This is a genomic window from Nonomuraea sp. NPDC049480 (assembly GCF_044465905.1).
Classification (GTDB): Bacteria; Actinomycetota; Actinomycetes; order Streptosporangiales; family Streptosporangiaceae; genus Nonomuraea.
In genome coordinates, this window is record NZ_JBITMD010000089.1 from 1 (window position 1) to 1,182 (window position 1,182).

The window sequence follows — 1,182 nt, forward strand, 5'->3', positions numbered from 1 at the left end:
CGAAAGACATCCCAGGAGCTTAGATGTCAAGCAGCAAGCGACTCGGCGTGATGAGACCAAGCGGTTGCTTCGTCGTAGTGCGTTCCGGTCTTGAGGCAGCCGTGCAGGATGCCCACAAGCCGGTTGGCCACCTGGCGCAGGGCGGCGTTGTAGTCAGCGTCGCGGGCACGCTGTTTGTCGTAATAAGCGCGGGCGCCGGGCGAGACGCTGATGGCTCGGGCGGCCTGGGTCATCAGGGCGTCGATGAGCCGGTCGTTGTGCACGAACCGAGCGGCGACGACCTTCTTCTTGCCCGAGGCCCGGGTGATCGGGCTGGTGCCGGCGTAGTTCTTACGGGCCTTGGCATTGCTGTACCGCTTGGGGTCGTCGCCGAACTCTGCGAGCACCCGGGCGCCGAGGATCTGACCCAGCCCGGGCTGGGAGGTGATGATCTCAGCGGCCGGGTGCTGCCCAAAATGCGTCTCAACCTCCCTGTGCAGGGCGGCGACCTGCTCGTTCAGGGTGATCAGGACGGCGATCAGGGCCCGCACGGAAGCTGCGTGGGCGGCGGTGACCGCCTCCGGTTGGCCCAGGTGTTCGGTGCGCAGCGCGGCCTGGATCGGTGCGGCCCTGGCGGCCAGGTCGCCACGGCGGCCGGCTCGCTTGAGCGCTGCGCTGATCTGGCTGATGGTCAGCTTCGCCGCAGCGGTCGGGTCGGCCGCCTTGGCCAGCAGCTCCAGCACCTCGGGGGCATCCAGGTCGTCGAAGGCAATCAGGGCGGCGGGGAAGTAGTCGCGCAGCGCGTGCCGCAGCCGCTGGGTCTGCCGGGTGCGCTCCCAGATCAGCGTCTTATGCGCGCGGGTGACCACCTTGACCGCCTGAGCCTGGTCGCTGTCGCCGGCCACCGTACGCAACTGGTGGGAGTCGGTACGCACCATGTCGGCCAGCACGTGGGCATCGCCGGCGTCGCTCTTGGCACCCGACACCTTATGCCGCCGACGATATTCCGAAGCCTGCAGCGGGTTGACCGCGAACACCCGGTACCCAGCCGCCACCAGCGCCTGCACCCAGGGGCCACGGTCGGTCTCGATGCCGATCAGCACCTGGCCCGCGGCCTGCTCGTCCTCGACCGCGGCGCCGAGGTGCTCAGCAAGCATCGCGTGAAGCCGGGCCATGCCCGCCACCCCCTCCGGCAGCCGAGCC

At 69.2% G+C, this 1,182-nt stretch carries 1 protein-coding gene; it reads right to left on the bottom strand.

All coding sequences use genetic code 11. From position 1 onward, the window contains the following. Positions 1–26 precede the first annotated feature (26 nt). Positions 27–1,182: IS110 family transposase (locus ACIBX3_RS61245; RefSeq protein WP_397130038.1), on the bottom strand; the 1,156-nt coding region annotated here is incomplete at its 5' end.